19 protein-coding genes and 1 riboswitch are annotated in these 22947 nt (G+C 70.7%); of the genes, 4 read left to right on the top strand and 15 right to left on the bottom strand.

All coding sequences use genetic code 11. The features are described 5' to 3' along the window. The 8 genes from eno to OG507_RS15815 form a co-directional block, all read right to left on the bottom strand. The gene (gene eno, locus OG507_RS15780) at positions 1-1281 is read right to left on the bottom strand and encodes a phosphopyruvate hydratase (RefSeq protein ID WP_030926869.1); all 1281 of its coding nucleotides are present in this window, start codon (positions 1279-1281) and stop codon (positions 1-3) included. 226 nt (positions 1282-1507) lie between these two features. After that, positions 1508-2242: a transglycosylase family protein gene (locus OG507_RS15785; RefSeq protein ID WP_327367831.1), complete on the bottom strand. Its 735-nt coding sequence runs from the start codon at positions 2240-2242 to the stop codon at positions 1508-1510. Positions 2243-2245: 3 nt separating this feature from the next. Continuing rightward, positions 2246-2417: riboswitch (cyclic di-AMP (ydaO/yuaA leader) on the bottom strand. A 300-nt stretch (positions 2418-2717) separates the two neighbouring features. Continuing rightward, entirely contained in the window at positions 2718-3665 is a 948-nt protein-coding gene (locus OG507_RS15790; RefSeq protein WP_327367832.1) for a transglycosylase family protein, read from the bottom strand. A 105-nt stretch (positions 3666-3770) separates the two neighbouring features. Beyond that, complete coding sequence (locus OG507_RS15795; protein ID WP_327367833.1) at positions 3771-5060, bottom strand: cytochrome P450 family protein; 1290 nt, start codon at positions 5058-5060, stop codon at positions 3771-3773. 9 nt (positions 5061-5069) lie between these two features. Next, on the bottom strand, positions 5070-6032 hold the full coding sequence (locus OG507_RS15800) for a nucleoside triphosphate pyrophosphohydrolase (protein ID WP_327367834.1): 963 nt from the start codon (positions 6030-6032) through the stop codon (positions 5070-5072). Between the two features lie 53 nt (positions 6033-6085). Next, the gene (locus OG507_RS15805) at positions 6086-6742 is read right to left on the bottom strand and encodes a SurA N-terminal domain-containing protein (protein WP_327367835.1); all 657 of its coding nucleotides are present in this window, start codon (positions 6740-6742) and stop codon (positions 6086-6088) included. A gap of 149 nt (positions 6743-6891) precedes the next feature. Next, complete coding sequence (locus OG507_RS15810) at positions 6892-7302, bottom strand: GtrA family protein (protein WP_327367836.1); 411 nt, start codon at positions 7300-7302, stop codon at positions 6892-6894. Further along, a complete protein-coding gene (locus tag OG507_RS15815; RefSeq protein WP_327367837.1) occupies positions 7299-8264 on the bottom strand; it encodes a glycosyltransferase family 2 protein in 966 nt (321 codons plus the stop codon). The genes OG507_RS15810 and OG507_RS15815 overlap by 4 nt, the downstream gene beginning before the upstream one ends. A 123-nt stretch (positions 8265-8387) precedes the next feature. Here OG507_RS15815 and OG507_RS15820 point away from each other — a divergent pair, with 123 nt between their 5' ends. Continuing rightward, on the top strand, positions 8388-10883 hold the full coding sequence (locus OG507_RS15820) for a YfhO family protein (protein ID WP_327367838.1): 2496 nt from the start codon (positions 8388-8390) through the stop codon (positions 10881-10883). Here the strand turns inward: OG507_RS15820 and OG507_RS15825 are convergent. The 4 genes from OG507_RS15825 to OG507_RS15840 form a co-directional block, all read right to left on the bottom strand. Further along, positions 10880-11713, bottom strand: a complete 834-nt coding sequence (locus OG507_RS15825) for a glycoside hydrolase domain-containing protein (protein WP_327367839.1) — start codon at positions 11711-11713, stop codon at positions 10880-10882. The two genes, OG507_RS15820 and OG507_RS15825, sit on opposite strands and share 4 nt — an antisense overlap. Positions 11714-11912: 199 nt before the next feature. Then, positions 11913-13460, bottom strand: a complete 1548-nt coding sequence (locus OG507_RS15830) for a serine/threonine-protein kinase (RefSeq protein ID WP_327367840.1) — start codon at positions 13458-13460, stop codon at positions 11913-11915. Then, entirely contained in the window at positions 13457-14077 is a 621-nt protein-coding gene (locus OG507_RS15835; RefSeq protein ID WP_327367841.1) for a hypothetical protein, read from the bottom strand. Before OG507_RS15835 ends, OG507_RS15830 begins: the two co-directional genes overlap by 4 nt. A gap of 130 nt (positions 14078-14207) precedes the next feature. After that, on the bottom strand, positions 14208-16373 hold the full coding sequence (locus OG507_RS15840; protein WP_327367842.1) for an N-6 DNA methylase: 2166 nt from the start codon (positions 16371-16373) through the stop codon (positions 14208-14210). A 219-nt stretch (positions 16374-16592) separates the two neighbouring features. On the opposite strand from OG507_RS15840, the gene OG507_RS15845 reads away from it, so the two are divergent. Beyond that, positions 16593-17456: a DUF4190 domain-containing protein gene (locus OG507_RS15845; RefSeq protein WP_327367843.1), complete on the top strand. Its 864-nt coding sequence runs from the start codon at positions 16593-16595 to the stop codon at positions 17454-17456. A gap of 28 nt (positions 17457-17484) precedes the next feature. Continuing rightward, the gene (locus OG507_RS15850) at positions 17485-18192 is read left to right on the top strand and encodes a hypothetical protein (protein WP_327367844.1); all 708 of its coding nucleotides are present in this window, start codon (positions 17485-17487) and stop codon (positions 18190-18192) included. A gap of 83 nt (positions 18193-18275) precedes the next feature. On the opposite strand, the gene OG507_RS15855 is transcribed toward OG507_RS15850, so the two are convergent. Beyond that, positions 18276-18998: an HNH endonuclease family protein gene (locus OG507_RS15855; protein ID WP_442811101.1), complete on the bottom strand. Its 723-nt coding sequence runs from the start codon at positions 18996-18998 to the stop codon at positions 18276-18278. A 58-nt stretch (positions 18999-19056) separates the two neighbouring features. After that, the gene (locus OG507_RS15860) at positions 19057-19470 is read right to left on the bottom strand and encodes a hypothetical protein (protein ID WP_442810984.1); all 414 of its coding nucleotides are present in this window, start codon (positions 19468-19470) and stop codon (positions 19057-19059) included. A gap of 300 nt (positions 19471-19770) precedes the next feature. Between OG507_RS15860 and OG507_RS15865 the strand changes: the two genes are divergently transcribed. Then, positions 19771-22020 carry an ATP-binding protein gene (locus tag OG507_RS15865; protein ID WP_327367845.1) on the top strand — a complete coding sequence of 750 codons (2250 nt, stop codon included), beginning with the start codon at positions 19771-19773 and terminating at the stop codon, positions 22018-22020. Between the two features lie 129 nt (positions 22021-22149). On the opposite strand, the gene OG507_RS15870 is transcribed toward OG507_RS15865, so the two are convergent. Next, positions 22150-22848 (bottom strand): class I SAM-dependent methyltransferase, encoded by a 699-nt coding sequence (locus OG507_RS15870; RefSeq protein ID WP_327367846.1) that lies wholly within the window; start codon positions 22846-22848, stop codon positions 22150-22152. Positions 22849-22947: the final 99 nt, after the last annotated feature.

A 22947-nucleotide genomic window follows, 5' to 3' on the forward strand; every position in this document is an offset into this window, starting at 1 on the left:
TCAGCCCTTGAAGCGGGGGAACGCCGAGCGGCCGGCGTACACCGCGGCGTCGTCGAGGATCTCCTCGATGCGCAGCAGCTGGTTGTACTTGGCGACGCGGTCCGAGCGGGCCGGGGCACCGGTCTTGATCTGGCCGCAGTTCACCGCGACGGCGAGGTCGGCGATGGTGACGTCCTCGGTCTCACCGGAGCGGTGGGACATCATGCACTTGAAGCCGTTGCGCTGGGCCAGCTCGACGGCGTCCAGGGTCTCGGTCAGCGAACCGATCTGGTTGACCTTGACGAGCAGGGCGTTGGCGGAGCCCTCCTCGATGCCGCGGGCCAGGCGCTCCGGGTTGGTGACGAACAGGTCGTCGCCGACGATCTGCACCTTGGCGCCGAGCTTCTGGGTGATGACGTTCCAGCCGGCCCAGTCGTCCTCGTACAGCGGGTCCTCGATGGAGACCAGCGGGTACGCGGAGACGAGCTCCTCGTAGTACTCGGTCATCTCGGCGGCCGAGCGGGACTTGCCCTCGAACTCGTACTTGCCGTCCTTGTAGAACTCGGACGCGGCGACGTCGAGCGCGAGCGCGATGTCCTTGCCCGGGGCGTAGCCGGCCTCCTTGATGGCCTCCAGGATGAGGTCGAGGGCGGCGCGGTTCGACTCCAGGTTCGGCGCGAAGCCGCCCTCGTCGCCGAGACCGGTCGACAGGCCCTTGGTCTTCAGGACCTTCTTCAGCGTGTGGTAGACCTCGGCGCCCCAGCGCAGGGCCTCGGAGAAGGACTCCGCGCCGATCGGGGCGATCATGAACTCCTGGATGTCCACGTTGGAGTCGGCGTGCGACCCACCGTTGAGGATGTTCATCATCGGGACGGGCAGCAGGTGCGCGTTCGGGCCACCGAGGTAGCGGAACAGCGGCAGGTCCGAGGCCTCGGAGGCGGCGTGCGCGACGGCCAGCGAGACACCGAGGATGGCGTTGGCGCCGAGCGAGCCCTTGTTCTCGGTGGCGTCCAGGTCGAACATCGCCTGGTCGATCAGCCGCTGCTCGGTCGCGTCGTAGCCGACGAGCTCCGGGCCGATCTGCTCGATGACGGCGAGGACGGCCTTCTCCACGCCCTTGCCCTGGTAACGGTTGGGGTCACCGTCGCGAAGCTCAATGGCCTCGAACGCACCGGTGGAGGCGCCGGACGGCACGGCAGCACGGCCCGTGCTGCCGTCGTCGAGGCCGACCTCGACCTCGACCGTGGGATTTCCGCGGGAGTCGAGGATTTCCCGGGCTACGACGACGTCGATGGACGGCACGAGGCATCTCCTTCTGGGATATGACACTGGTTGTGCAGGGTCACTTTGGCCTTGCGACAAGAGCCTAACCGGCCCGGCCCGCTCCATCGGACGACCGCCCGCCCCCTGGGACGAAAAAGGACCCGAGAGCGCTCATTGCCGGACAGACAGCAGCAAGAAACCCCGACCCGGCGCGCACGGGGGATTCCGCGCCGGGTCGGGGTGGTTCGGGAGGAGAGAGCCCGGACTACTTCGTCAGGTGCAGCTGCTGACCCGGGTAGATCAGGTCGGCGTCCTTGACGATGTCCTTGTTCAGCTCGAACAGGTGCTGCCAGCCGCCCTTGACCTTGTGGTCGGCGGCGATCTTGCTCAGGGAGTCGCCGGAGACGACCTTGTACTCGCCGTCGCCCTTCTTGACCTTCTCGCCGGTCGGGGTGGTGACGGTCTTCTCCGACTCGGCCTTCGGGGCGGCGGAGCGGTCCGAGCGGGAGGCGACGGGGGCCTCGGTGCGCTCGGCCTTCTTCGGCTGGGCCTGCTGCTTCGGAGCGGCGGGGGCGCTCTCCTGCTCGGCGGCGCCGGAGCCGGTGTCGACGCCCGGGTCGACACCGTCGTTGGTCAGGTTGCCCGCACCCGCACAGCCCCAGGCGCCCGGGCCCTGCATGTCGAGCAGCCGCTCGGCGGTGGCGATCTGCTGGGCCTTGGTGGCCAGGTCGGCGCGGGGGGCGTACTGCGTACCGCCGGCGGCGGCCCAGCTGGACTGCGAGAACTGCAGGCCGCCGTAGTAGCCGTTGCCGGTGTTGATGGACCAGTTGCCACCGGACTCGCACTGGGCGACGGCGTCCCAGGTGGCGACGGAGGCGGCGGAGGCGCCGGTCGCGCCCATCAGCGGCAGGGCCACGGTGGTACCGGCGACACCGGCGAGCGCGGCGAAACGGACGGCCTTGGACGGGCGGCGGTGCTTGCCCTTGCTGGAAAACAGCATGGAACTTCTCCTCACCGACGCCTACGAGGTGAGCTGTCGGGTTCGGGCCAAGTGAGTTGCCCGGTCGCACGTCCTAGCACGCGACTTCACCCCAAGCCGGTCCTGATGCGTCTTTCGACGATCGGGCCCGGCGCTTACCTGGGTCCCCCGCTCCTGCCTACGGCGCTTTACGCGTCTGTTCCCTTCGACCGACGGCAGGATTCGGCGTGACGGTCGACGGGGCCCGCGGTGCGAGCGGTTCCGACCGTAAACATACGCAACCCCTACATTCAAAGATGGACACATCGGACAATCTGCCCTTACTTGCATCTGAGGAACCATCGTTTCCGCAGGTGGGAGGTGACGCGGAAGGGCCCTCCAGGTGCGACACGCCAGTTGACGCAAAGAGACCCATGTCTCACTTACGCATAAGCGGACATAGGCCTCTGAACTACCCCAGTTTTTGGGGCTCTTTCAGCTGATTATCAGACCGCGCTCACTCGGCCTTCACGTCGAGATCGAGGCTCTGGCCAGGGAGGATGAGGTCCGGGTCGGAGCCGACGGCAGCCTTGTTGGCCTCATAGAGCGCGGGCCAACCGCCGTGAACCTTCTGTGCATCAGCAATCGCCCAGAGGTTGTCGCCGGGGCGGACGGTGTACGTACCATCGGCGGCCGGACCGCCCTCGTCGCGCACGTCGCTGTCGCTGCGGGAGGCGTGGCGGCCCGACTCGCGGTCGGTGCCGCCGTTCGCGCCCTGACTGCCCTCGGGGGCCGGCGCGCCGCGGTGCTTGCCGCTCACACCGTCGGACGAGTCGGATGATTCGGAGGAGTCGGACGCTTCGGAGGACGGCGTGGCCGACTCGGTGGCCGGGGACTTCGCGGACGCGTCGGTCTCACCGGCCGACGTGTCGGCACCGCCCGAGCCCTTGGAGCCCTTGGAGCCCTTCGAGCTCTTGGAGCCGTCCTTGCCGTCCGATGCGCTGTCCGACGACGCACCGTCAGCCGGGTCCGCGCTCTGCGTCGGCTCCGCGGAAGGCGCGGACCCCGGGTCGACGCCCGGCAGCGTCCCGTCCTCCGCGAGGCCGGAGATGACCGCACAGCTGGGCCAGGCCTGCGGGCCCCGGTCGTCCAGGACCTTCTCGGCCACCGCTATCTGCTGCGAGCGGCTGGCGAGGTCGGCACGCGGGGCGTACGAATCGCCGCCGTAAGCCTTCCAGGTCTCCTGCGAGAACTGCAGACCGCCGTAGAAGCCGTTGCCGAGGTCGGCGCTCCACATGCCGCCGCTCTCGCACTCGGCCACCCGGTCCCAGGTCGTGGCCTCGGCCGCGTGCGCACCGGCCGCGCCGAGCAGCGGGATGGCGATGGCCGATCCGGTCACGCCTGCGGCGACGACGATGGCGGGTGCCTGACGAGGGCGACGGTGTCTGCCGTTCGCGGAGCCCATGGAGATGCCTTCCGTGTGACTGAAGAGTGACTGGTGAGTCGAACGGTGAACCTAGCCGGACTCGAACGTGTGTCACAAGTCGATGCAGCGCAGATCACGTGAAAGTCACAGAGTTGACAGAGTGTCACCTTGCGTCGCGGCGGCCTGGGGCTCGAACTCCACGGGCAGCGTGCGCAGTCCGCGCATGATGAGCCCGCCCCGCCAGCGCAAATCGGTAGGTTCCGCCGCGAGCCGCAGGTCCGGGAGGCGCCTCAGGAGCGTGGCGAGCGCGGTCTGCCCCTCCAGACGGGCGAGCGGTGCCCCCAGGCAGTAGTGGATGCCGTGCCCGTATCCGAGGTGCTGATTGTCACTCCGTGCGAGGTCGAGCGTGTCGGGGTCCTCGAAGCGTTCCGGGTCGCGGTCGGCGGCGGCGAGCACGACCAGTACGGGGTCGCCGGCCGCGATGCCCCGTCCGCCGAGGGTCATGGGCTCGGTGGCGAACCGCCAGGTCGCCAGCTCCACCGGCCCGTCGTACCGCAGCAGTTCCTCGATCCCGGTCTCCAGCAGCCCCGTCTCCCCCGCGTCGAGCGAGCGCTGCAGCCGCTCGCGCTGTGCCGGGTCGCGCAGCAGGGCGTACATCCCGTTGCCGATGAGGTTGACCGTGGTCTCGAACCCTGCGAAGAGCAGGATGAACGCCATCGCGGCGGCCTCGTTCTCGGTGAGGTGCTCGCCGTGGTCGCTGGCCCGGATCAGCCCCGAGATCAGGTCGTCGCCGGGGTTCTCCCGCTTGCGGTGGATCAGCTCGGCGAGATAGCCGCGCATCTTCTTCACCGACCTGGCCACCCCGCCACGCGGGCCGCCGCCGTGGCGGATCATCATGCCCGCCCAGTCCCGGAAGTCGTCCTGGTCCTCGCGCGGAACGCCGAGCAGATCGCAGATCGCGTAGATGGGCAGCGGGAAGGCGAAGTCGTGGATGAGGTCCGCGCTTCCCTCCTCGATGAAGTTGTCGATGAGCCGGTCCGTCAGCTCCTGCACGCGCGGCGCGAACTCGGCGACCCGGCGCGGGGTGAAAGCCTTCGAGACCAGGCGGCGCAGCCGGGTGTGGTCGGGCGGGTCGATGTTCAGCAGATGCGTCATCAACTCCGCCTTGCGCTCGCCCGGGATACCCGTCTTCCCCTTGGCGTGCGCCGGCTCGGCGTGGTGCGCCGGGTTCTTGGAGAGCCGGGTGTCGGCGAGCGCCTGCCGGGCGTCCGCGTACCGCGTCACGAGCCAGGCCTCGACGCCGCTGGGCAGCACGGTCCGGTGCACGGGGCTGTGCTCGCGCAGCCAGGCGTAGGCCGGGTACGGATCGGTGGCGAACTCCCACGTGAAGAGTTCAGGGGCGTCGGCGGGGGCGTCGGCGGGGCTGTCGTTCACCCCCTGACGTTATCCGTTGGTCTCCGCCGCCCGGATGGCGTCCCGGTAGGCGCGGCCCGCGGCCCGTAGTGCGGCCTCGGGGTCGATGCCGTCCTGTTCGGCGCGTACGGCGAGGGCGAGCAGCTCGTAACCGATGCCGTCGCCCGTCGGAAGCGCCACATCGAGCCCTGCGGTACGGACCCGGCCGGCCAGTTTCGCCGCGAGCGCGAGCCCGGGCTGGCCGAGCGGGACTCCGTCGGTGACCGAGTCGCGCTGCTTCTCGATGGCCTTGGTGCGCAGCCAGTGCGCGTGTACGTCCTGCGGGGTCTCGGCGCTCTCGTCGCCGAAGACATGCGGATGGCGGTGGATCAGCTTCTCGACGAGGGTGGCCGCGACATCGTCGACGGAGAACGGCCCGTTCTCGTCCTCCTCCGCGATCCTGGCGTGGAAGACGACCTGGAGGAGTACGTCCCCGAGTTCCTCGCGCAGCTCGTCGCGGTCGCCGTCCTCGATCGCCTCGACGAGTTCGTACGCCTCCTCGATGGCGTACTTGGCGAGGCCCTTGTGGGTCTTCTGCGAGGTCCAGGGACATTCGATCCGGATCCGGTCCATGACCTGGACCAGATCGAGGAACCGGGCGCCGGGCAGATCGTACGATCCGGGCAGCAGCTCCAGGTTCGGCATCTGCACCCGGCCCGATCCGGCAAGGCGGGCCAGCCCGTCGGTCAGCGGCTGGTTGCCCTCGCCGCCGGTGAGGACGACGACGCTCCGGCCGCCCGCACAGGCGTCGACGAGCTCCTGCGCGGTGGGCGCCACGTGCTCGACGGTGACGCCCGCCTCGCGCAGATACGGCAGCTGCGGATGGTCCTGCTCGGCGCAGAGCACCCGGTCGGCGGCGTGCAGCGTCTGCCATGCGGGCCAGGACAGGAGTCCGGGCGCGACACGGTGGCTGGCGGTGAGCAGGACGATACGGCCGGGGTCTTCAGCGTTCACCGTTCGAATCTACCCCGGTCGGCCGGGCCGCCGATTTCCGCTTCCGCGGCCTCCTAGGCCCCGGCCTCCGCGCCCGTCGTGGCGGGCTTGGTGACCTGGGTGATCCAGGGGGCCTTGTAGTTGGCCAGCTGGGTCTGCTTGTCGTCCCACGCCCCGTAGCGCGGGTTGACGTCGATGCTCAGCGCCTTGGACGCCTTGCTGAGCGCGTCACCGACGGCCTTCTGGCCCTCGGGCTGCTGGAGGTCGGCGCCGAGTGCCTGGGCCAGCTTCGTCAGCTGGACCTGCTCGCGCAGGACGGCGTCGATCTGGGCGGGGGCGACCCAGCTCTGCTGGAGCATCGCCGTCCGCAGCTGCGCCTCTCCCCCGGACTGGGCGGCCGCCGCCTTCCGCATCTGCTGGATCTCGTTGCGGCTGACGGTCACGCCCGCGTCCTGCGCGGCCCGGTCCAGGACCCGGTCGAAGATCATGCCGTGCAGCTTGGCCCGGCTGAGCTGCCCGGACTTGTCGATGAGCTGGGTGGCGTCCTTCGATTCGCGCTGGGCCTCGCGTACCGCCGCCACCTGGCCCTGGAGCGTGGACACCTCGATGCGGTCCCCGCCCACGAGGGCCGCGGCGCCGGGGTGGGCCTGGTTGCCGCAGGCGGCCAGGAGCGGTGCTCCGGCGAGCAGGGCGGCGGAGACGGTGAGCGCGGTGCGACGGCGGCGGTGCAAAGGAACCTCCCGGGGAGAGTTTGTGCATCAGTGCACAAGCCTTGCGGTGATCGATGTTAGGCAGTGGATGTGGTTGGGGCCACTGGTTCGACCAACGATTCGGAAGGAGTTGGGGATGTGGGCCCGCCCGGGAGCGCCGGAGGCGGTGATCAGAGCACGCGTTCGGCCGCCCGGGCCGTGTCGCCGTCGCTGTCCGGGCGCAGCATGATCGTGCGCGAGACGACGAACGTGATCGGGATGGCCGCCGCGGCCGCCACCAGCGGCGCGTACCGGCTGCTGAACCCGGCGAGGTCGACCAGCAGATAGACACCGCCGGTCGTGATGACGAAGTTGGCGGCGTTGGTGAGCGGGAAGAGCAGGAACTTCCGCCAGGTGGGGCGGGTCCGGTAGGTGAAGTACGAGTTCAGGAAGAAGGAGCCGGTCATGCTCAGCGCGAAGGCGACCACATGGGCGGCGATGTACGGCAGCCAGGTCAGCAGGACGAGGTAGCAGCCGTAGTACGTGGCGGTGTTCACGACTCCGACGAGGGCGAATCGGGCCATCTGCGCTGTGACCGTCATCGGCGTACGAACTCCCGGGGCTCGCGTATCGGCTGCGGCGCCGCTTCGGTGTTCGTGGCCTTCACCAGGAAGTGCGGGCGCCGCTTCACCTCGTAGTAGATACGGCCGACGTACTCGCCGATCACCCCGACCATCACCATCTGTACCCCGGCGAGGGCCGTGACCACGACGATCAGCGTGACATAGCCGGGCGTGTCGACCCCTTCGACCAGTGCGACGCCGACGATCCACGCGGCATAGGCGAAGGCGACGGAAAGCAGCAGCATGCCCAGGTAGAGCGCGGCGCGCAGCGGTTTGTTGTTGAAGGAGAGAGGTCCGTCGAGACCGTAATTGAGAAGCTTTCCGAAGGTCCAGGCGGAACGGCCCTGTTCGCGGACGGCATTCTCGTAACTGAAGGTCGCCGTCCGGAATCCCACCCATGCGAAAAGGCCCTTGGAGAACCGGTTGTACTCGGTGAGTTCCAGTACGGCGTCGACGGTTCGGCGGGACAGCAGCCTGAAGTCTCCGACGCCGTCGACCAGTTCCACGTCCACCAGGCGGTTGATCAGCCAGTAGTAGGCGCGGGCGCTGATGGTGCGGGTGACGCGGTCGCCCTTGCGGGTGCGGCGTGCGATCACCTGGTCGTAGCCGTCCGCGTGCTCCTGGAGCATGCGGCCCACGAGCTCCGGCGGGTGCTGGAGGTCGGCGTCCATGATGACGACGGCGTCGCCCTCGGCGTGCTGGAGACCGGCCAGCATGGCGGCCTCCTTGCCGAAGTTGCGGCTGAAGGAGACATAGCGGGCCCGCGGATCGACGGCTGCCAGATCCTGGAGGATCACCAGGGTCCGGTCCGCGCTGCCGTCGTCGACGTACACCAGCTGGAATTCATGTCCCAGCCTGCTCATTTCGTTCGTGACGCGTTCGTGGAAGCGTTCGAGGATCTCTTCCTCATTGAAACAAGGCACCACCAGCGAGATCAGCACGGATGTACACCAGCCTGCCCACATGTCGGAATCCAATGCTTCATACGACCGATGGGCGCCCATCAAGTGAACTGACCCATTTTGGGACGGGTTCATACGTTCGAGGCTGGCATATTTCTGCGTATGCCGACTTTCCGTCCCCGCCTTCGTGCGGGCTCGCTCGCCGTGCTGCTCACCGTCGCCGCCGTCTGCGCGGGTGACGCCTGGGCACGCAGCTTTCCGTTCGGGCCGCGCACGCGGAGCGTCAGCGACCTGGGCAATCAGTTCGTCCCGTTCCACGCCCGGCTGTGGGACCTGCTGCACAAGAACGCCGACGGCGGGGTGCTGCTCAACTGGTCGTCCGGGTACGGGACAAGCTTCCTGCCGGATCTCGGTACCTATCTGACCAGCCCGTTCGCCCTGCTCGTCGGGGTCTTCCCGCGCGACCGAATGGATCTCGCGGTCTATGTGGTGACGGCCTTGAAGATGGCGTCCGCCGCGGCGCTCATGGCCCTGTTGCTGCTGACCCTGCGCGGCGGGCGCTGGTGGGCGGCGGGGGTTCTCGGCGGTTCGTACGCGCTGTGCGGCTGGTCGGTCATCGAGGCGTCGTACAACCCGATGTGGCTGGACGGTCTGGTCGCGCTGCCGCTGCTCTGTCTGGTCGGTGAGTGGGCCCGGAGGGGACGGCACCGGATCGCCGCGCCGTTGATCGTCGCGGTGGTGTGGGCGGCCAACTTCTACACGGCCTACATGGCGACGCTCGGGGCCGCTCTGGTGCTCGCGGTCCGGCTGTTCACCGAGCGGGACGACCGGCGGGCGGTGGGCCGGGGACTGGTGCGGGCCGTCTGCACGGTCGGAATCGGGATCGGCCTCTCCGCCCCCGTGCTGATCCCCGTCTACCTGGGCACGAAGCACGCCTACCCGGGCTGGGACCGCACGTTCGCGCCGGCCGCCTGGCCCGATGTGCTCGCCCGGCTGCTGCCCGACACGTACAGCTTCTTCACCCCGGCGCTCTTCCTCGGCACGGGCACCCTGCTCCTGGCCTGTGCTCTGGCCTTCCAGCGGTCCGTGCCGCGGCGCGAGCGGTGGGCGTGGGCGGGGCTGGTGGCAGGGGTCGCGCTGTCGTTGCAGTGGGGGCCGACGCATCTGCTCTGGCATGCGTTCGCCACGCCCAACGGCAGCCCGTACCGGCAGACGTTCGTACTGGCCGGGCTGGTGGTGATCGCCGCCTGGATCACGGTCTCGTACGACTGGCCGGGGTGGCGGGCACTGCTCGGCGGGGGCGCGGTGCTGGTGCTGATCGCGGCCGGGGCGGGCTTCAGCGGCCTGGTCACGCGGTGGACGTATCCACTGTTCGCGGCCGGTCTGGTGGCGGCGGTGGGGGCGCTGCTGCTGGCGGGCCGCGGCGGGAGGTTCGCGGTGCTGGCCGCCGTGCTGCTGATCGGCGCACAGGCCGGGCAGGCCGCCACGACCACGGCGTTCGCCGACCGGCAGAAGCTGCGGCGGCTCGACCACTACGCGCCCCTGGGGGAGCGGCAGCAGACACAGGCGGCCGCCGTCGCGGGGGCCGACGACTGGCCGCACTATCGCACCGACCCCGGCCTGGAGGAGACCACGGCCAACGACCCGCTGCTGGTGGGCGGGCAGGGCGCCGCGTACTACAGCAGCCACACACCCGCCGTGCTGACCCGCACGCTGCGTGCGCTGGGCGGCGGATGGACGTCGAACGGACGGGCCGTGCAGAGCCTCGACAACCCCGTCACGGACGCGATCTTCTCGGTCGGCGCACGGGTGCGCGGGCCGCGCGATCCGTATCAGAAGTGGAACGCCCCGGACGACCGGCCGGTGACGGTGACCCGCGAGGAGGCGCCGCCGCTGGTGACGGTACGGCGTCCGGGCGGGCCGGTGCCCTACGGCCGCTCGCCGTTCCGCAACCAGGAGGAGCTACTGGGCTCGGCGGTGTACACGGTGCCCACTACGGCGCTGCGCGCGGCCGGGGGTGGTGCGGTGGCGGACCGGGGCGCGTACGACTACCGGGTGGGGCACGGCACGTACACGCTGACCGCCCGCTGTCCGGCCGCCTCGGAGGCGTATCTGTGGACGCCCGACCTGTTCGGCTCGGCGCGGCTCGGCACGGGCCCGATGGTCGAGCTCAAGGGGCGGCTCCCGGCCCGCCGCGCCGCGATGGAGCACCTGGGGACGGCGGGCGGGAGTGCGCCGGTGGTGGTCAGGCTGACCTCCGTACGCGAAGGAACCGTGCCTCACGAGGCGATCGGCTGCCTGGACCGGGCGCGGCTGGCCTCGGCGGTCGCCGGGCTGAAGCGCACCGGCGCGACCGCCGTCCATGTCACCGCGGACGGCATCCGGGCCGAACTCCCGCCCGGCGCCACCGGGACGGCCGTGATCGCCGCGCCCAGGATCGCCGGCTGGACCTGTCAGGGCCGCCCCGCCGACAGCTACCTGGGCCTGGTCGCCACCCCGGTCCCCGCCCGCGGCACGTCCGTCGACTGCACGTTCCGGCCCCCGGGCCTGCGGGCGGGTGCGGCGGTGGGCGCGGGCGCGGCGCTCGCCCTGCTGGTGGCGGGGGTGTGGGCGGCGCGGCAGCGGCGTCGGGAGCGGGACCCGGCCTTCCTGAACTAGCCCACGATCGCGACCGGGGCGTCCCAGGCGTTCCGGTCGATCGTGAGCGTGCCTCCGGTGTGCGTCACCTTCTTGTTGACGGCGTACTGGTGGCCGCGGCGGTGGCCGGTGTACAGCGTCGAGGCGTACGGGAAGCCCGTGGTGGTGGAGTAGACGTCGTCGTAACGGGCGTACCAGAGGATCTCCGGCAGGTCCGTGCGGTTCGTGGCGTTGGCGACGACGGCGGCGCTGGAGTTGCTGAAGCCGTAGAAGCCGGACCAGTACCCCTTGGCCTTGACCGTCTTGTCGAACGACCGGATGTAGGCGAGGACGGTGTTCACACAGGAGGTGTTCTTCGGGTCGAAGTACTCCATGTCGAGGTAGACCGGGCTGCCGGGCTTCATCCCCAGGGCCGCCTCCTTCGCCACGGCGTCGTTGGCGTCGGTGACGGCCAGTGAGGTGGCGTTGGTGGCGGTCATCTTCTCGGGGTTGGCGCTCGTCTGGCACGGCGGCTGCGCGCCGACGTACAGCGGGACCAGCTTCCATCCGGTGGCGCTGACGGACTTCACCCAGGAGGCGGTCAGGTTGGGCTGGGCGCAGCCGCGGTTCTTCCCACCGACGTACACGGCGGCGCCGTGGTAGACGGAGGAGCTGTACCAGCCCTTCATGGTGGTCAGCGACGGTGCGGTGCAGGTGTCGAAGACATGCCCGGTGTAGATCTTCGGCGCGGGCCTGGAGACCGTGGTGGCGGTGGCGGCCTCGGCGGCGAACGCGCCACCGGCGAGAACGGCGACGCCTGCGACGGCCATGGAGATGCGGCGGCGCTTCTTGGATATTCGGTGAGAAGGCACAGAGACCTCAGCAGTGCTCGAAAAAAGCTCGGGAGAAGTGAGAGGCCGACGGGACGGGCGAGTGGTCAGCCACCCGGCGGCAGATCACGGTCTCACGCCGCGGCCGGTCTTCACCCCCGGCGGCGATCTCCGTGGCAATCCATTGCGGAAGCTTGGCGCGTCCACTACTTGGCGGCGCCCACCTCGCCGTGACCGCGGGTCAGCCGCCGCGCACCTCCATCTGGCGGTCGAGGCGGCGGCGCAGCTCCACCGGCAGCGGATGGTGCGGTCCGTACGCCCGCTCGGTGTCGTACAGCAGCCCCTGGAGCTGTACGCGCGCCGCCATGTGGTCGCCGACCGCGAGCAGGAGGTGCCCGATGCGGTTGCGGATCTCGAAGGAGCGGGCCGGGTCGCCGCCCGTGGCACGGTGGTTCTCGTAGTACGGGAGGACCGCGCGGTACTCCGCGAGCGCGGCGGCCGGTTCGCCGAGCTGTTCCAGGCACTGGGCCGCGTCGTAGCGGAACTGGAGGGTCTGGGCGTCGGCCGGGCCGGCCTCCGCCGCGCGGTCGTCGGCGAGGCGGCGCAGTTCGGGCAGGGCGCGGCGGTACTGGCCGTCGTCCATCAGCGTCGCCGCGTACTGCTTGCGCAGGATGCGGACCACGGCGGAGTCCTCGCCGTGCTGCTGGGCCGCGACCGGGAGGATGGAGCCGAGGATGTCCACGGCCTGGGTGATGCGGCCCTCGCCGAGCAGCTTCTTGACGTCGTCGACGGCGGCGGCGACATCGGGCCGGGCGGCCGCCGGTGCAGCGGGCGGGGCCGGGAGCGGGGGCGTAGTGGCGGCGGCGGTGCGGTCGGGCCAGGGGGCGTGCGGGCGCAGGAAGGGGCGGGTCGGGTCGAGCGGTCCCGTCGGGAGCCCGGCGCCCCGGGTGGGGAGCAGCGGGGCGAGGTGTTCGTAGACCTCCTGGGCGCCGGACGGGCGGTGCTGCGGATCCTTGGCCAGCAGCCGCAGCACCAGCGCTTCGAGCGGCTCGGGGATGTCGGGCCTGATCCGGCGGACCGGGAGCGGCGGCTCGTAGAGGTGGCGGTGGAGCACGCCGAGGGCGGTGGATCCGGCGAACGGCACATCCCCGCTGAGCAGTTCGTGGAGGAGCACACCGAGCGCATACAGATCGGTGTACGGGCCGACGGCGCCGCCCATCGCCTGCTCGGGGGCCATGTAGGCCGGGGAGCCTATCGGTGAACCGGTATGGGTGAGACGGGTGGTGTCGGTGTCCAGGACCGAGGCGACGCCCAGGTCGAGGACGGTGACGGTGCCGTCCGGACGCACCATCACATTGCGGGGCTTGAGGTCGCGGTGGACGATCGGCCCCGCGTGCACGGCGCAGAGGACGGCACAGAGCTGGGCGGCGACCGCGACGGACCACTGCCAGGGGTACGGGTCGTGCTCGGCGAGATGGTCGGCGAGGTCGGCGCCCTCGACGTACTGCATGACGAGGAACAGGTCGTCGCCGTCGCTGCCCGCGTCATGGACGGTGACCAGGCCCGGGTGGTCGACCTGGGCGGTGACCCGGCACTCGCGGACGAAGCGGCGGCGCAGCTCGCCCGCGGCCTCGCTGCCGATGGGGCCGGTGACCCGGTCGGGGCGGAGCAGCTTCACCGCGACCCGGCGGTCCAGGCGCTGGTCGTAGGCCGTCCAGACCTGGCCCATGCCGCCCTGGCCGAGTATGGTCGCCAGCTCGTACCGCCCGCCGATGAGGCGTCCGCTCACCGCCCCTCCTCCTTACGGAGGTAGTCACTCAACTCATCGAGCTCGGCACGGACCTGGTCTATGCGCTGGGGCTGGGAACGGAGCTGCGGTCGGGGCTGCTGGTACTGCTGCGGCGGCACGGCGGGCGGCTGTACGGGCATGGGTGCGGGCGCCGGTACGGGCATGGGTGCGGGCGCCGGTACGGGCATGGGTGCGGGACCGTACATCGGCGCCGTGGGTGCGTATCCGTATCCCGGCGCCGGGGGTTGGAACCCGCCCATGAGGTTGCGCTTCGTGAGCTGTTCGTAGTGGCGGATGTCCGCGACCAGGTAGTACGCGGGGGCGCCCACCATCGCCAGCAACAGCAGCGGTATGAGGACGTTGTCGATGCCGGTGGGGTCGTCGCTGCCGTCCCTGCCGAGGATCGGCAGGAGCACACAGACGAACACGAAACCGGCGCCGGTCAGCCACCAGTCGGACGTCCGGCGGCGGACGATCGCGAGCCGGAGCAGCGGACTCCACAGCAGCAGTCCGAGCGAGCACACCGAGAGCGCGACGAACAGCACCCGCATCGAGACGATCCAGGCCCTGCTCGGAACCCGGCGCGAAGGCGTCGGCGGATGACCCGGGGCGGACATGGCTGCTCCTGGAGACCTGGTCGTTGAACGTCCACGCACACGCTGCGTGCACGCAGACCCGAGCGTAAGGGGCGACACCGACAACAGGCCCCGGGTTGTGCAGAACCGTTGTGCTTCGGCTCGCTTCGGCTCACCCGGGCGTGACCGTGCCGTCCGTCAGTCCGTCGTACATCCCCTGGACCAGCTGCCCGCCGAGCCGGCCGGCCAGCCGGAGCGCGTCCTCGAACTCGGCGAGGGAGCGGAACCGTTCCCCGTACCTCTGCTGCTCCGCGAGCGGGAGCCGGGGCAGTTGGAGGCGGCGGGCATCCAGTCGGGTGGCGGTGGAGGCGTAGCTGCTGGCCTGACGGTTGTTGGCGGTGCCGCGCAGGAAACCGGCGAGGAACCAGGGGTCGAGGGCGGCCGGATCGGGGCGCAGCAGCTGGAGGTTGCGGCCCAGCGCGGCTCCCGCGGTGGCCTCGTCGATGACGCGGGCGACGGAGCCACCGCCGAGCACGGGGACGACGACATCGCCCGTCTCGACGAGGACCGGCTCCTCGGGGGGTCCGTCGACGGGGAGGCTTCCCGAAGGGGCGGTGGAGCCGAGGACGTCGTGTTCCGTGAGGACGGGGACGGGGGCCTGGGCAGGGACGGAGCCGGTACCGGTACCGGAGCCGCCGGTGCGGAGCTGGAGTGCGCCGGCGCGGGCGAGTTCGCCGACGGTGGTGAGGGGCCAGTGGGCCGGGTCGGAGAGGGTCACGGCCGGCGGGGTGAGGGTGCCGGTGAGGCCGAGCGTCTCGGTGAGCCGTTCCCGTACGCGGACCAGTTCGGCCGGTCCGCCCCCGGCTGCCGGGGGCGGCAGATGGCGGGCGGGGGCCAGGTCCACGTCGTCGTCGAGGAGTTCGATGACGGGGACGGCTCGGCTGACGCCAGGGCGGGCGGATCTGCCCGCGTCCTCGCCCCCGCTCTCTCCCGCTCCCCCGTGCTCGCCCTCTCCCTCGCCCTGGAACGACTGCCAGGCTCCGAGCACGGCGCTGCGCACGGCCTGCCAGTCGAGCCGGTCGCGCCCGCCGGACGGGACGGTGGCGGCCGGGCCCGCCGAAGGGGATTCGGAGGGCTCGGCGGTGTCGACGAGCAGCAGCTCGGGCGAGGGGTGCAGGCCGCTGCCCGGCCCGCGCAGCACCCAGAGGTGGAGCGGGATGCCGTACGGGGGTGCGGCACCGGCGGGGAGCGCGATGACGGCGCGCAGGGCGCCGCGGCGGAGCAGGTCGGCGCGGATCCGGCGGCCGGAACGACGCGACGCGGCGGCCGGGGGCATCAGGAGTACGGCGGTGCCGCCCTCGCGCAGATGGGCCAGGGCGTGCTGTACCCAGGCGAGTTCGGACTCGGTGCGGGCCGGGAAGCCGTACTCCCAGCGCGGGTCGTAGGCGAGCTCGTCGTGGCCCCAGTTGCGTTCGTTGAACGGCGGGTGGCAGAGCACGGCGTCGACGGCGAGCTGCGGGAAGGCATCGGCGCGCAGGGTGTCGCCGGTCCGCACCGCGAGGGCGCAGCTGTTGTCGGTGCCGGTGTGCAGGGCGAGCCTCAGTGCGGTGAGAGCGGCGAGGTCGGGGTCGGCCTCCTGCGCGTACAGGGCGGCCGGGCGGCCGACGGCGCTCAGCAGGGCTCCGGTGCCCGCGGCGGGGTCGAGGACCGTGCGGGCGGGCCGCTTTCCGGTCTCCACCAGGGCGGCCATCAGTTCGGCGAGTCCGGGCGGGGTGAGTGTGTACTGGCGCGGGTTGGCGTCCAGCTGGCGGCCGAGCAGGAACTCGAAGGTCTGCCGGACCCCGGCCCCGGCGGCGAGCTCTGCGGCGCCGCGGAGCAGCGGGATGGACGGCAGCAGTTCCGCACGGCTGGGGGTGCGGACAGCCCGCCCGGCCTCCACGGCCGGTCCGAAGCGGACGGTGAGCACGTCGTTGAGGACGAGGGACAGCACACCGGCCATCGCCTCGTCCGACACGGGGGTGATCTCCTGCCAGGCGGTGGGGCTGTTCCGCAGGAGCAGCAGCGCGCAGCCCGTGTGGACCAGCGCGGGGACCGCACCGGCCGGGTGCCCCGCGAGCTGCTGCCAGACCCGCTCGCGGAGCGGAACCTCGGCGAGTTTCCCCTGGTCGCGCAGCCACTGCTCGACCTCGGGCAGTGCGAAGGACGGGCTCGTCTCGGTGCCGCCGACGGGCTTGGGGAAGTCGGCGTGACGGCGGCGCCAGTTACTGACGGCGGCGCGCCCCACTCCCGCGAGCCGGGCGATCCCGGCCGCGGTCACCTCTGTCGAGTTCTCCGGCACTGACTGTCTCCCTGGTCCTGGCGCTCGCCTTTGTGCGGTGTCGGCGAGCATACCGATCCCGTTCGCGCGACACCGATTCACAGCGTGCATCAACCTCTCCGGCGTTAACAGTGTTGACTCGGTTCACAGGCTCTGGTCTTATTGACCTGTCGCTGCACGAGAGCGATGCACGGAACCGCTCACCACCACTCATCTCTGCATTTGCCGGAGGGCACAGCCATGTCCCAGTTCACTCAGCCGCCGCAGTCCCCGCAGCCTCAGCAGCCGTACGCCCCCGCCCAGGCGCCGGGCACGCGCCCGGCCCGTAACGGACTGGGCATCGCCGCTCTCGTCCTGGGTGTCATCGGCGCCGTCTCGGGACTGATCCCGTTCCTGTTCTGGCTGGCGGGCACCCTCGGCGTCATCGCCCTGATCCTGGGCCTGGCCGGTCGGGGCCGGGCGAAGCGCGGCGAGGCCACCAACAAGGGCGTGACGACCTTCGGAGCGGTCCTCGGCCTGGTCTCGCTGATCCTCGCGGTGGTGGGCGCGGTGATCACGTTCAAGGCCGTGGACGACGCGGTGAACGACCTCAACAAGGCGGTGTCGGACACCACGGCCTCCGCGAAGCCGGAGCCCGGCGGCGACGGTTCCGCCAAGGACGGCGCCAAGGGCGACACGAAGGACGACGGCGCGGACAAGGAGAAGAGCACCGGCAAGGCGCTGGAGGCCGGTGACTCGGCCGTGTACGACGACGATCTGACGGTCACGGTCGGCGACGCCACCTCGTACACCCCGGACGCGTACGCCGCCGGGCACACCAAGGGAAACAAGGCCTACCGGATCGCCGTCGTCATCGAGAACGCGGGCAAGGAGAAGTACGACTCCGCACTCGCGAACGTCACGGCGCGCGCCGGCCAGGACGGTGTGGACGCCGAGCAGATCTTCGACGGCAAGGTCGGCCAGGGCTTCAGCGGCACGGTGCTGCCGGGCAAGAAGGTCACGGTCCAGTTCGCCTTCGACGCCCCCGCGGACACCAAGAACCTGACCGTCGAGGTCAACCCCGGGTTTACGTACGACGCCACCCAGTGGGACCTGAAGCTCTGACCTTCCCCCTCGACCGGAGCCGACCACCATGCATCCACTCGCCCGCACCGCGGCAGCCGCCCTCTGCACCGTGACCGCCCTCGGTCTCACGGCGGCCTGTGACACGCTCTTCGACGATGCGCAAAACACCGCGCCCTACGCACGGCTGACCGGCCCCGAGGTAGTCAACAAGGCCCTCGCGGCGACCCGGGGCGCCAAGTCGGTACGCATGACGGTGAAGACGGACTCCCCCGAGGGCCCGGTCGAGGCGTACGTCGCCACGGACATCAGGGGTGAGTGCACGGTCACGCTGTCGATCGGCGCGGCGGACACCATGCAACTGGTGCGGACGGGCGGCACGGTCTACACCCAGTCCGACGCCGCGATGCTGCGGTCGGCCTCCGCCGCCGACGTCGGGAAACTCGCGGGCCGCTGGGTGAAGCCGCCCGCCGGGGACCGGCACACGAAGCTGGCCCTGCGCTACTGCGACCGGGAGACGTTCCTCGGCCTCCTCGCGCCGAAGAGCGGAACGGCCCGCAAGAAAGAGACGGCGACACTCGACTCCGGCGCGCGCGTCCTGACCGTCACCGGCAGGGCGGACGGCGGGAAGTGGGCGGCGAACGTCGCGACGGACGGCAGGCCCTACCTGCTGAACCTGCACTTCCCGCAGGGCGGAACAGGACGTGACACCGGCTCCGTAACGGTCGAGTTCTCCGCCTTCGACAAGCCGTTCACAGCAAGCAGGCCAAAGACCTGAAGCGCCCGAACAACCCGAAGAACCCGAAGCGGACGACAGAACGACGGAACCCGCCCCACCCGGGGCGGGTTCCGTCCGCGGATTCACCCGCCGCACTGCTCCAGCATGGTCCGCTTGTCCGCGGCCGTCACCGGCAGGCCGTACTTCAGGGACACCTGCGCGAACCGCACCGCGTACGAGCAGCGGATCTCCTTGTTCGGCGGCAGCCAGGACGCCGGACCGGAATCGCGCTTGGCGGAGTTCGCGGAGCCCGAGACCGGCAGAAGATTCAGTACGTCGTTGGCCAGTCTCTGCCGCTTCTCCTTGTCCCACCGGGCAGCCCCCAACTGCCAGGCGTACGACAGCGGCACCACATGGTCGATCTGCACCTCGGCGGCCTTCGCCTTCGTCCAGGCAATGTCCTTGCCGGTGTACGGGTCGTGCAGGTCCATCGACACGACCACGCAGTCGGAACCTGTACGGAACTGCACGTCCCGTCCATGGAGTTTCAGCAAGTCGTTCCGCGTGTCACAACCGTTCCGCGCCAGCGGCACCCCGTCCGCCGTGTCCATCCACGCATAGCCGAACTTGTCCCGTTCGTAGCCCGTCTTCGGCCCACGCCCCTTGGCTGTGAGTTCGTCGACGAGCTTGCGCGCGTTGGCCTTGTCCGCCTCCGACGTGAGCGCGCCGAGCCCCGGCTTCGTTCCGTCCGGATTCGTCAGCGGGCTCGCCGCCCGCCCGGCAGCGGCGTATGGTCCGGACCCCGCAGAGCTGCCGCCCGGCTCCAGGCCATCACAGCCCGCAACGAGTGCGGCGGCAACGGCGATCGTAAGGACGGCCCTCTTCCCGCGAGCAGACAGCGTCCTGTGACTCACGTACCTCTCACTACGCACAGCCGACCACACCCTGCATACGCTGCGAGAACAGTCTCATCACGGCGCGAAGCATGGAGATAATGCGGGTGTCGCAGCCGTTCCTCGCGAGCGGTATCCCGTCGATCGAGTCCTTCCACGCGTAGCCGAACTCGTCCCGCGCGTACCCGGTCCTGGGACCGCGCCCCTTGGTCGCCACCTTCTCGATGACCTTCCGCCCGGCCGCCCTGTCCGCCTCGGAGGTGAGCGGCGCGAGCCCCGGCTTCGTACCGTCGGCATTGTCGAGCGGACTGGCCCCGAATCCGGCAACGGCCTGTCCGCCGCCTCCGGCCCCGCCGCCCTTCTGCCCGGCCCCGGAGGAGGACCCCTGTCCGGGCTCACAGCCGGCCACGGCCAGCACCGCAGCCACGCCGAGGGCGGGCAGCATCACTCGATACGTACGGGGAGATATCACTCGACGCCGTCCTGACGGGGGGAGAGCTGGACCCGGGAATCCTACGGAGGCCTTTACCCGCGAGGCATGCTCATGGCTACAGCGCGGGCCGGATGCGGCCCGGATCACACGCGCACCGGCCGCCGGAGCCACCACGGATCCACCGCTGGAGGGTTACGGTGACCACTCCCCTCCCCGACTGCGAGGTTCACGACGGGGCGGGCGACGCCTCGGCAGTTCGGTGCCTGGCCGACCGTCCACAGCAGCGTCGGGGTGGAGAAGGAGGTTGGGGTTGTGTCCGGGGAGAAGCCGTTCGGGGTTGTGCTGCGTGGTCTGCGGCGGCAGGCCAGTTTGACGATGGAGGAGTTGGCCGAGACGTCGGGTGTGAGTGCCCGGGCGATCGGCAATATAGAGCGGGGGCGCAGCCGGGTTCCGCAGCGGCGCACGGTCGTGGCGCTGGCGGAGGGGCTGGGGCTGGCGGATGCGGAGCGGGAGGCTCTGCTCGCGGCTGCCCGGGTGGGGCGTCAAACGGGTGCGGCAGCGGTGGCGGGGGCGTCTGTGCCGCCGCGGTCCGTGGGGGACTTCACGGGGCGCGATCGTGAGCTGGCGCGGTTGCGGGAGGCCGCGGACCGGTCACGTACCGGTGTGGGGGTGTCGGTGTCGGTCGTCTCGGGTCCTCCGGGGTGCGGGAAGACGACGCTGGCGCTGAAGGCGGCGGCGGATCTGGCGGGGGAATTCCCTGACGGGCGTTTTGTGGTGGACCTGCACGGGGTGGAAGGCGCTGTGGACCCGGGTGAGGCGCTGCTGAAGCTGCTGAAGGCCCTGGGGGTGCCGGACCGCCGGCTGGCGCAGGAGGATGCGCAGGGCCGTGCGGGATTGCTGCGGGCTCTGCTGGGTGAGCGCCGGTGCCTGGTGGTGTTGGACAACGCCCGCGACGAGGGGCAGGTCCGTGCGCTGCTGCCCCCGGGCGGGCGGAGTCTGGTGCTGGTCACCAGCCGGCGGCCGTTGACCGGGCTGGAGAACGTCGACCGCCTGGCGCTGTCGGAGATGGCGCAGGCTGAAGCCGTCGAGCTGCTGAGCCGAATCCTGGGCAAGGAACGGGCCGAGGCGGAAACCGAGGCCGTGGCGCGGGTGGCGGAGCTGTGCGGACGCCTGCCGTTGGCCTTGCGGGTGGCGGGGAACTGGCTGACGGTCCGGTCGGGGTGGAGCGTGGAGCACCTGGTCCGCCGCCTGACCGACGAGGAACGCCGGCTGGGCGCCCTGGCCGCGGGTGACGTGCGGGTGGAGGCGGCGTTCGAGCTCTCCTACCGCCAGCTGACTCCCCCGGCCGCCCGGATGCTGCGGCTGCTGAGCCTGGTCCCGGGTCCGGACATGACCGCCGCCTATGGCGCCGCCCTCACCGGCACCGACGTCTTCGAGGCCGAGGACGTGATGGAGGATCTGGCGGAGGCCGGACTGCTGCAGGCCTCCTTCACCGGCCGGTATCAGCTGCACGACCTGCTGCGGCTGTTCGCGCGCACCCGCCTGTCGCGCGAGGAGGAGCCCGGCGAGCGGGAAGCGGCCGAGGACCGGCTGCGCGCCTGGCTGCTGGACACCGCCGCCGTCGCCGGCCACTGGGTGGACGGCGCACCGCCCCTGTCCTGGCAGGACCCCGTCCCGCTGGAGAGCCCGGAGCAGGCCCGGGCCTGGCTCGAGAGCGAAGCCCCCGCCTGGTTCGCCGCACTGCGCAGCGCGGCCGCCCGGGGCGAGCACACCCGGGTGGTGGAGACCGCCGCCGCCATGGAATGGTTCGTCGGCCTGTGGGCCTTCTGGGGGCACTGGCCCGAGGTCTTCCGCCTGTCCAGCGAGGCCGCCGCCGCACTCGACGACCCGCACCTGCAGGCCGTCCACCTCAACCACTACTCCTGGACCCTGGCCGACTGCGGGCAACGCTACCGCGAGGCCCTCGAACGAGCCGACGAAGCGCTTGAGTGCGCCCGCCGCGCCCAAAACGCCTCCCAGCAGGCCTGGGCACTGAACTATGCGGCACTGGCCCACTATTACCTCGGAGAGAGCCAGGAGGGCTTCGACAAGGTTCGCGCCGCCGTCGACCTGTTCGAAGCCGCCGGCGACCACGAGGCCTGGCTCCAGGCCATGACCTTCTACCGGGTCTTCCCGCGCGCACTCGGCCGTGCCGAGGAAGCCCTGCCCCTGCACGAGCGCATCATCGCCTTCCTGGACGCGCCCGACTGCCCGGTGCGCGGGCACATCGCCGACAGGTGCCGCGCCAAGACGATCAGCGGACTCGGCCGCGACTACGCCGCTCTGGGGCGGTGGCGCGAGGCAGCCGACCACTTTCGCAGCGGTCTGCTCCAGATGCAGCGCATCGGCGTTCCCGACGTGGAGGGCAGCCTGCTCCTGGACCTGGGTCAGGCCCTGATCGAACTGGGAGAGACCGACGAGGCCCGCTCCTGCCTCCGCCGGCTCCTCGCCCTCGGCGACACGGCGGACAACAATGACCTGGAGGCCGCGCGTGAGCTCCTGGACTCACTCCCCCGCGAGTGAGCACCGCCTCCCGCTGAACGGCATGCGCCGATCTCCTCCGCCGAACGCAACGTAACGTTCGCGGACCGATTTCCGCGAAGCGACCGCTGGGCCATCAGCCCCCGCACCGACCTGGTACCGGCCTGCCCACTACAGCTGACCGGTGACCGGCCGAGCCCGTACCCATGTGCGGTCGGGAGTCAGGTAGGCATTGACGGCGAGCCCTTCCTCGGCCAGAGCAAGTTCGAAGGCCTCCGTGGTCAGGGGGCGTGACAGAAACGTCTGGGTCCACTGCGCGTCCGAGAAGACGTACTCGACGTGAACAGACCGCACACCAGGGCCGACCGGATCGGAGGACACCACCCGGACGAGGCCGCCGGCAATCTCCCTCTCTCGCGGCAGGCTCTCGTGCCTGTCCTCGCTTTCTCGCTGGATCAGCACGCAGCCGTCCTCCGCGACATGCCGTCGACAGGTCCGCAGCAGTCCCTGACGCACCTGCGGATCACCGGCGTGAACAAGGAACGACCCCAGCAACACCACATCGAAGCGCTCGTCGAGCTCCAGCTCCTCGATCGGGCTGCAGACGGTCCGGGCGCCGTGGACCCGCTCCAGCATCTGGGGAGATTCATCGACGGCCGTCACGGTGAAACCTCGTTTCACCAGCGGATGCGTCACCCTGCCCACACCGGATCCCAGTTCGAGGATACGAGCCCGGGCGGAGACCGCCTGTTCGACAATGTCAGGCTCGTCGCCCACAGGGAGCCGTTCATACAGTTCGACCGCACACCCATCCGGCGTGATTGCTCCTGGTCCGGTTCCTCGGTAACCCTTGCGCCCCCGCCCGCCCATACCGCCCATCGGAACACAGCGGCGGTGGTTGTGAAAGACCGCGTGGGCATTGCACTCTCCAATGCCCGCAGCCGCGCCCGGCCGCCCTGTCCGCCGCCC

Source organism: Streptomyces sp. NBC_01217, assembly GCF_035994185.1.
GTDB lineage: Bacteria > Actinomycetota > Actinomycetes > Streptomycetales > Streptomycetaceae > Streptomyces.